The organism is Vibrio ichthyoenteri ATCC 700023, from assembly GCF_000222605.1.
Taxonomy (GTDB): Bacteria; Pseudomonadota; Gammaproteobacteria; order Enterobacterales; family Vibrionaceae; genus Vibrio; species Vibrio ichthyoenteri.
This window is the reverse complement of the sequence record NZ_AFWF01000026.1, coordinates 25150-33861: the sequence shown is the minus strand read 5'-3', so window position 1 is coordinate 33861 and position 8712 is coordinate 25150. Positions and strand designations below refer to the sequence as shown.

The following is an 8712-nucleotide window of genomic DNA, read 5'->3' as shown; positions in this document are numbered from 1 at the left end:
TTTTGTCTACGGAAGAGCAAGCCCTAGCCTGCCATGCAGGCCTATCGACAAAAATCCAGAACCGTCATTCCCTACAGTGAGGAACGAACGTGATAGGGAATCTCGCATTTAGTTGTCAATGACCTAGCCACCCCCTTCCTCCAACCTTATACTCAACCAAAACCATCAATTGGAACGATCATGAGCTTTGAACTACACCCTCAACTGGCTAAAGACACCACGGTACTGGGTCACTTCCCTCTTTGTGTCGCGCTTTTGCATAAAGACAACACAGTGCCATGGGTTATTTTGGTACCACAACGTAATAACCTCAAAGAGCTGCACCACCTTCCTATGCATGAGCAACAGCAATTCCTGTTAGAGTCTCAAGCCGTCAGCCAAGCATTAGAAGCGACCTTCCAGCCAGACAAACTTAACCTCGGCGCATTAGGTAATATGGTGCCACAACTGCACATTCATCATATCGCTCGCTTCCAAACGGATGCGGCTTGGCCGGGGCCGATATGGGGCAATACCCAAGGTGTTTTCCGCGATGACGAAGAGCAACAGAATCTCCATCATCGTATTCGTAACGTACTTGGTCTCAGCAGTCTATTTACTAAAGCCTAGTGGCAAAAGCGACCGCGCTTCAAATACAAAAACGCCACTTCGAGAGTGGCGTTTTTATTGCTGTTATTAACGATAACTACATGGTTACCGTCAAAGACAAACTATCTTGCTTGTTAACTGAATATCGTACGCGAGTAATATGCTGAGCTTTATTGGTATCGATCATACGTGAAATCACGCCTTTCTTAATCCAAACCGACAGCATCGCGTCAACACCATCTTCACTTAGGGCAAATTTTTTCGCTAATTCACTGCGCGAGGCACTTCCCTGTGCATCGATGTGTTGCTTCAATTCAGTCAATATCATGCAATCTGTACCTCTAGATTTTGCTGTTTCTTACCTGCTGCTTTTAGGCCACGATACGTCAAGCCACTTAGCGCTAAAATCCCACCAATCCAAGCAGCACTGGTCACTGGATGATCAGCAAAATGGCTCGCTTGGTAATAGAGAGTTGCACTGCCGTAAGCGAGTCCCATCGTCCACACCGCAATAAAACGAGCATATTTAGGACCAAACTCACGTACATAAGCCCCCATTGCAGCAACACATGGTGTGTACAGCAAGATGAAGATTAGGTAAGCAAATGCTGCATGGCTACTAGCAAAGTACCCTTGTAGATTCCCAAAGATTGAAGCGTCCACTTCCTGATCTTCTGCTACCGCCGAGCTGTCAGTTAAATCACCAACTTCGACCCCAAGAGGATCTGAATAGTTAAGACCGGCTAGGTTATCAGGAATCGTCATTAGCGCTTCATGTAGGCTCGCCATCAAGTCGAATTCCGCATCATCACCTTCTGCAGGTGCATACAAACTGTTTAGTGTACCGACCACTGCTTCTTTAGCAAATATACCGGTAATAATACCCACCGTTGCAGGCCAGTTATCTTCTCTCACACCCATAGGAGCGAAGATTGGTGTCACCACCTGAGATGCTTTCGATAACACTGAGTTTTCGCTGTCTTCATTGCCAAAGCTACCATCGGTGCCAATTGAGTTTAAGAAGCTTAGGATGGTGACAACCACTACAATGGTTTTACCGGCGCCCAAGACAAAGCGCTTAAGCTTTTGCCATGTTTTGATCATCACGTTCTGCATTGTTGGCAGTTCGTAATCAGGCATTTCCATCACTAGACTGTCACTAGAACCCGGGTAAAGCGTCTTCTTCAACACATAACCGGTAAAGACAGCGGCAGCAATGCCGAGTAAGTACAAAGCAAAGATCACATTCTGGCCGCTTTCTGGGAAGAATGCCGCCGCAAACAAAGCATAAACCGGTAGACGAGCACCGCACGACATAAAGGGTGCCATTGACGCCGCTAGTTTACGTTCGCGCTCTTGATCAAGTGTACGAGTCGCCATGATTGAAGGTACGTTACAGCCAAAACCTAAGACCAATGGCACAAATGCTTTACCCGGCAAACCAATCTTCTGCATCACTTTGTCTAGTACAAAAGCAGCACGAGACATATAACCAGAGCTTTCGAGAACCGCTAGGAATAGGTAGAGACAGGCAATCACCGGGATAAACGTCGCCACCGTTTGAATACCGCCACCAACACCATCAGCGATTAAGGTCACCAACCATACTGGTAGATGCCCATCAAGCAGATAGTGACCACCATCCACGAGCACAGCCCCAACCCCGATATCAAAGAAATCGATGAACGAACCACCAACATTGATTGAAAACATGAACATCAAGTACATCACGACAAAGAAGAATGGCACACCAACCCACTTATTAAGAATGATGTTATCGACTTTCTCAGTAAAGCTATGGCTTAACTTACCTTCGCTACGACGGACCTTTTTACACTGTTCATGCAAGAACGTATATTTGACATCAGCAACATGCAGATCGATGTCAATCTCCAATGCATTGTGAGCTTGGGCAATCACATCTCGCTGCTCCGATTTCACGGAGTTCAGCACCAATACGTCATTTTCAAGCGCGCGGATAGCCAGCGCTCGAGCAGCAACTTCTTGGCCCGCAAAAATCGGCATGATGTTGCTAATTTCACGCTCAAACGTTGCGTCATACTCTAAATGCAATTCATCAAGAGTGACACCTTGTACGACTAATTTGTGGAGCAATTGTTTGAATTGCACCACTTGGCCTTTATTATTGGCCGAAATAGCAAACACCGGACAACCCAACATTTTTTCCAGTGCTTTGGTATCAATAACTTGGCGCTCTCTTTTCAGTGCATCCATTTTATTAAGTACTACGATCATTGGGCGACCCAATTCACGTAATTGCAACGTCATATATAAGCTTCGCTCGAGACATGTCGCATCAACAACGTTGACAATCAAATCCGCTGGATGAGTAAGCACCGCACGAGAAGCAATCGACTCGTCAATACTGTTGCCATCATTGCCGCTATCAAGCGCATAAATCCCCGGCAGGTCGGTCAGAAAAAAGGAATCACCAGAATGGTTAAAACGACCTGTTTTTTTCTCGACAGTCACACCCGCCCAGTTACCAACTTGCTGTTTCGCGCCAGTTAGACCGTTAAACAGTGTTGTCTTACCACTATTTGGATTACCGACTGTCAGTATTTTATAGTCCATTATTTTACCTCTACCAAAATTGACGCAGCAATATTCGCACGCACCGCAATAGAAACCCCACGCACTTCAACTTGAAGGGGGTCACCCATTGGGGCAAAGCGGATTAATTTGATCGGCGTATTTGGCAATAACCCCATCACCATCAGTTTCTTTCGAACGTCATTCGACAATTCATTAAAACCGGTAATGGTAGCTTCTTGCCCTTGCTGTAATTTTGATAATTCCATAGAGAGCCCAATATGTTTATTTGCTTTTAATAATGAGAGTTATTTTCATTTCTATTGAGGGATTTTAACTAAACAACGTGTTGCAATTCTTGTCTGAAATCAAATTTTGCATTTATAAAACCATATTGGATAAATGGTCTTTTCGTTATTTTCGTTAATTACGCATCGTTAAAAACGTCAAAACTTTTAACGCAATAATTTTTAATATTTTTGATTAATTCTATATATTCATGAAAATTAAAATAAACATCATTAAGATCAGCAACTTAAATTAGTGTCGCAAATCTTATGCTAACTTGGCGTTAATTTTATAAAGAAAAAAAGTTTATGACTTTATAGTGTCTCTCGTCGGGCAGCATATGCCTTTTGACAATGAATTCCAGAGGTGGTGCCTAGCACCACTCCGGCAGCAAGCGAAGGTGTCCTTGACACCCGTGGTATAGTCCCCCCGGCTATACCACGATATTTTTTTTACCACTCCCCGTAAAACATCACTCTTTTCTGCAACTTAATCACCATTACTTGAAGCAATATCTCCAATCACTTTGTTACCGTATTTTTTTGCAACGCAAATTTAGAAACTAGTCAATGAATACAGCTCTTCACCTAGGTTTAGCGCCTTCAATCATTATCAAACTAAAAAGGGCGACGTAAAGAATCGCATCAATCGCACTCGATTTAATCGATATAGCATGTGCGTTTACGAGGGGAATTAACGGGAGAGGAATAGCGTTTAGCAAAAGGAAAGCTGATGGCGGTGTAGCGCTCGTAGCATGAACGCTCAGTGAACCACATTTCTTAGCATCGCATTAACGATGCATGGCATTAACGAGCAAAAGTTAAATTCCTGAGCCCACTTCCGTATGCGGGTCTTTTTCTTCAACAAATTGCGTAGGAGAGACACCAAAGCGATGTTTAAATCTCTGGCTAAAATAGGATGGATCATTAAAACCACTGGCAAATGCGACCTCAGATACTTTCTCACCCGCTAATAACCGTCGACACGCATTATCTAGACGCACTTCACTCAAATAATCAGTAAAAGTACGCTGAGTGGCGCTTTTAAATCGGCGTTGCAAACTACGTTCAGAGACAAACATCAATTTGGCCGCAGTCGAAGTGCTAAAATCTGCGTCAGAAAAATGCACGCGAACTAACTCTTCCAACTTTTCAATCCAAGGATCGGCACCATTGTTAGCATCATTGCCATTTAGCATGGCTGCCATATTAGAAAACTCTAGCACCGAGTTTTCGTCGAATCCTTGGCTACTTTGCCAGGTCAATGTCACTACGTTCTGCCCATCAGCACTTTCCAATGACAATTTCCCACCGCTGGTTTCAACCAAGCTAATAATTTCAGGCCAAGCTGAATCCTTTTCTTGATCAATAACTAAGCCATGATCAAGCATCGACAAAGTGACGCATTCTTCACTGTATTGGATCACAACGTGAACGACTTGATGTCGAAAACAACGTTTAACTAAGCCATCCATAAGTAAATTGAACAATACATCAAGGTTAAAATACTCGAGTAGTACGTATTTTCCCTGCTGATCACCCGTGTCTATTTCTATACTAATCCCGGCTTTAGCAAAATCGTCACGCCAACCATCGAGAATCGATAAGAAAATTAACGATAAGTTGTAAGCCGCCAATTCCTCACTTTGTGACTCGCGCACATTGATCAATAACTCCAGCTCGCTTGAAATTCGTTCAATTATTCGCCCTTGCTGACTCTCTTCTTGACCTGAGTAAAACGATTTTGCATGAGCCAATCGTTCTCTAAAGGATTGTATTGCTTGAGTAAAAATAATCCTTCTCACCTGTAACTGCTTACGCAACTGGTGATTATTACTCAAAAGGATTCGGCTTTGATGCCTGAGCTGGTTAGTTTTTAAGGCTACTTGAGCTTTCAGCTCTCGGTTGGATTTACTCATCACCCTAGAGCGCCAAAAGATAATAATAGAGAGCAAAATAATGGCAAAAATCACATAGCCACTGATCGCAGCGGCGGTTAAATACCAGGGTTCGGTGATGGAGAAGGCAATGCTTTTACTTCTGCCTCGTTCTATTCCGTTAACGACGGGGCGCACATACAACTCATAACTGCCCGGAGCTAACCCTTCCATCAAAATTTGGTAACCATCAAGCTGAGTCCAATGTGTTTCATCATTGAGTCGATATTCTAATATCGAGCCATTAATATGCGGTAGCATACCGATTTGTACACTAATTGAATCACCATAAGGAGCCACAATCTCGGGGTGGGCTATCGAACCAAAAGAAACTAAGTTTTGGTTAATTCTGATTTGGGAAAAAATTACTTTTGCTTCTGGCAGAGGACTCACTACAAGATCCTCACTGTTCACTCGGACTAAGCTAAGCCATGATCCGAGTAGCAACGATTGCGGATCTTTTGCATCTGGCAAACAAAAACTATTATGAAATTCATTGTTAATCACACCAAATGGCTGGCTGTAGTGAGAAACAAACTGCCCAATCATTGAATAATGAGTCAACCCCGAGGACGACGTTAGCCACATTCCCGCATCGTTTCTTAGCAGGCATTGAGGGCCAATGTGTTCGTCAATTAACCTGATCGGTTGAAAATAAGTAGTGTTGATATCAAGAATATTGACACCATAGTTACTCGCAACCCAAACCTGATCCTCTCTCCCTTCCTCAATACTTAACACCGCTCCAAACTCTGCGCTTTGTGCGACAAAATAGATCTGCCCTTCGCGCAACATATAGATACCATGTTCAGTGCCAATTAAGAGATGATCGTTGCTTGAAACTACCATTGAGGTAATCGTCGAAGCAGGCAAGTTCGCCGCCATCCAGCTATCACGATACTCGGTCACGGCTCGGCTATTGATGTCATAGCGCCATAACTGACCATCACTGCTCCCCCACAAAATACCGTCATGACCTGGGGCAAGGTGTCCCGTCCCCAGCTCTTGTAGCACTCGAGGCAATTTCAATTCATCAAGAGGCTTACCAGTCACTGAATCAAAAACTTTCATACCTTGTGAGGTCGTGACCCAGAGTCGGCCATCAATTTCAGCAATATCGCCGACCAGTCCGGAATAAATGGGTTGTTTTACACTTTCCTCACCGCTGATAATTCGAGATAAACTGCGCTCGGATATCACCCAGTAACCCGGCGTTTGTTTCATTGCGACCAGATTACGGAGTCGTCCATGACGGTCATCCTTAATCAAGGAATCGTTGAATTCATTGGTCGGAAAGCGCTCAAATTTATCACCAAACAATGAGTAGTATTGGATTCCTTTATTCGTCGCAATCCACATCCCACCGACATTGTCATTCACAATTGCATTAATTTTTTGTCCCACCAAAGAATAACCGGCATCCTTTTTCCCGGAATATTTGGTGATTGCTCCACTAAGAAATGAATACACATACAACCCATTTTCAGTGCCTATCCAATATGCTTGCTTGGTTTCAGCAAAGGCTGTGATACCCGGGGAAGGAACGATAAATTTTGGGCCACTTGTATCATAGAGATCATAGACTACGGCACCAGTAGCCGTACCGACTAACAACTCTCGGCGACTTTCAGAAAAGTAGAGTTGGGATATATCGCGGTTTTTTGAGCGAGCAACATGACTAAAGCCATCTTTTTCTAATAGATAGACACCACTTTTAGTTGCCAATATCCATTTTTTCTTGGCTTTTAACGCATCATTGACCTGCATATGTGTCGAGTCATTAAACTGGTACAAAGCCATTAATGAATGCGTTTCTAGTTCTCCGGTGGAGATTTGGTAGGCATAAAAACTGCTGTCGTCGGTTACCCAGATATAGTCTTTATTACTGCCAATTTGATTGATTTCACTACCGGGAGGGAGGCTAAACACCACTTCTCGCTGCAGATGAGAGACCGAGCGATAAACGAGGTTGCCTTGGTAAGTCCAAAAACTATTGGCTTGAAATTGAAATTTGTCAGTACGGTAAGGTAAGACGGAACCCTGTTTAGGAGAGACCGTTCGGCCATCAAAAAACAGCACTTTATCTCGGACATCATGAATCCAAAGACCGCCACCGGGGGCAAGAAATAGCTGTTTTGCGGCAAATTGACGCCCTTGATTCTCAGTCGGTAGCGGATAGAACACCGATGGCGTTGAATCAAAAGCATTAGCAATATTTGAAAAGAAATAGAGCAGCACGGCCCAAAAGGCTTTTTTCACCGGCTAATTCCTTAGCGCATCACGAAAAGCAAACAATGAGCGCTAATCCACAGCGCTCATATATGAAATGTGCTTATTATTCTATTTCATTCGTATCTCGAAGAACACCTAAACTATTGTGTTTTATTAGAAAAGTTATCAATAGCGAGCTATTGCGCCAAACAGGTGACAAAATTACTGGCCATTTGATCAATAAACGTGAAGTAACTCCCCTTTTTAACTTCAATCTGCGAGGCAACTGGGTCCAAGACACCCACTTTACTTTCACTACCACGCACAACAGACTCAACCACTGCTGGGGTAAATTGCGGCTCAGTGAACACACATTTAGCCTGCTTGTCGGCCAATGCACTGCGAATTCGTATCAGTGTTTTTGCGCCAGGCTTGCGGTCAGGACTCACCGTAAAGTGCCCTAGGTGATTAAGATCATAATCTTGCTCAAAGTAACCATAGGCATCATGAAAAACAAAATAACCCACTTGTTTAACCGGAGCCAAACGCTCCACTATTTGCGTATGTTGTGCCGTGAGCTGTTGCGTAAAGCGCTGATAATTAATCTCATATTGCGCGGCATGTTCAGCATCAAGCTGTTTTAGAGATTCAGTGATCGCTTTCGCTACTTGCTGAGTAGGTTGAACCCCAAGCCAAAAATGGGGGTCATGGCTGCCGTGGTCATGACCATCGTGATCAGCGTGACCCGCTGCAAATTCACGCAGAGACAACCCATCGATTTTGGATAACTCTAGTACGTGCTCTTGTTTCTCAACAACTTTTTCTAAAAATGGCTCCAAATCATGGCCAAACCAAATCACCAGATCAGCAGACGCGACTTTTTTTACGTCTGACGGGCGTAGCGCGTAATCATGCGGTGACGCGTTGGAGTTCAGCAGCACATCCGGCTTTCCAATATCGACCATCAGTTCTTGAGTGATCATCTGTATTGGCTTAATACTAGTGAGAACCACAGGTTCTTGAGCCATTGCAACAGCGCTTGTTAGGGCCAAAGCAAGAGTAATTCGTTTCTTCATCGGTTAACCACATCGTGACTTATGGAATTGGTAAGCTTTAAATGTTACATTATAACATTA

Annotated in this window: 6 protein-coding genes; 1 reads left to right on the top strand and 5 read right to left on the bottom strand. The window is 43.8% G+C overall.

The features are described 5' to 3' along the window. Nucleotides 1-180: 180 nt before the first annotated feature. Nucleotides 181-609, top strand: a complete 429-nt coding sequence (locus tag RH85_RS03050; protein WP_006710721.1) for an HIT family protein — start codon at nt 181-183, stop codon at nt 607-609. Between the two features lie 76 nt (nt 610-685). On the opposite strand, the gene RH85_RS03045 is transcribed toward RH85_RS03050, so the two are convergent. The 5 genes from RH85_RS03045 to znuA form a co-directional block, all read right to left on the bottom strand. Then, nucleotides 686-916 (bottom strand): FeoC-like transcriptional regulator, encoded by a 231-nt coding sequence (locus RH85_RS03045; protein WP_006710720.1) that lies wholly within the window; start codon nt 914-916, stop codon nt 686-688. After that, a complete protein-coding gene (feoB, locus tag RH85_RS03040) occupies nt 913-3183 on the bottom strand; it encodes a Fe(2+) transporter permease subunit FeoB (RefSeq protein WP_006710719.1) in 2271 nt (756 codons plus the stop codon). Before feoB ends, RH85_RS03045 begins: the two co-directional genes overlap by 4 nt. Beyond that, nucleotides 3183-3410 (bottom strand): FeoA family protein, encoded by a 228-nt coding sequence (locus RH85_RS03035; protein WP_006710718.1) that lies wholly within the window; start codon nt 3408-3410, stop codon nt 3183-3185. Before RH85_RS03035 ends, feoB begins: the two co-directional genes overlap by 1 nt. 839 nt (nt 3411-4249) lie before the next feature. Next, nucleotides 4250-7624 (bottom strand): helix-turn-helix domain-containing protein, encoded by a 3375-nt coding sequence (locus RH85_RS03030; protein WP_006710717.1) that lies wholly within the window; start codon nt 7622-7624, stop codon nt 4250-4252. Between the two features lie 149 nt (nt 7625-7773). After that, the gene (znuA, locus tag RH85_RS03025; protein ID WP_006710716.1) at nt 7774-8652 is read right to left on the bottom strand and encodes a zinc ABC transporter substrate-binding protein ZnuA; all 879 of its coding nucleotides are present in this window, start codon (nt 8650-8652) and stop codon (nt 7774-7776) included. Between the last annotated feature and the right edge of the window lie 60 nt (nt 8653-8712).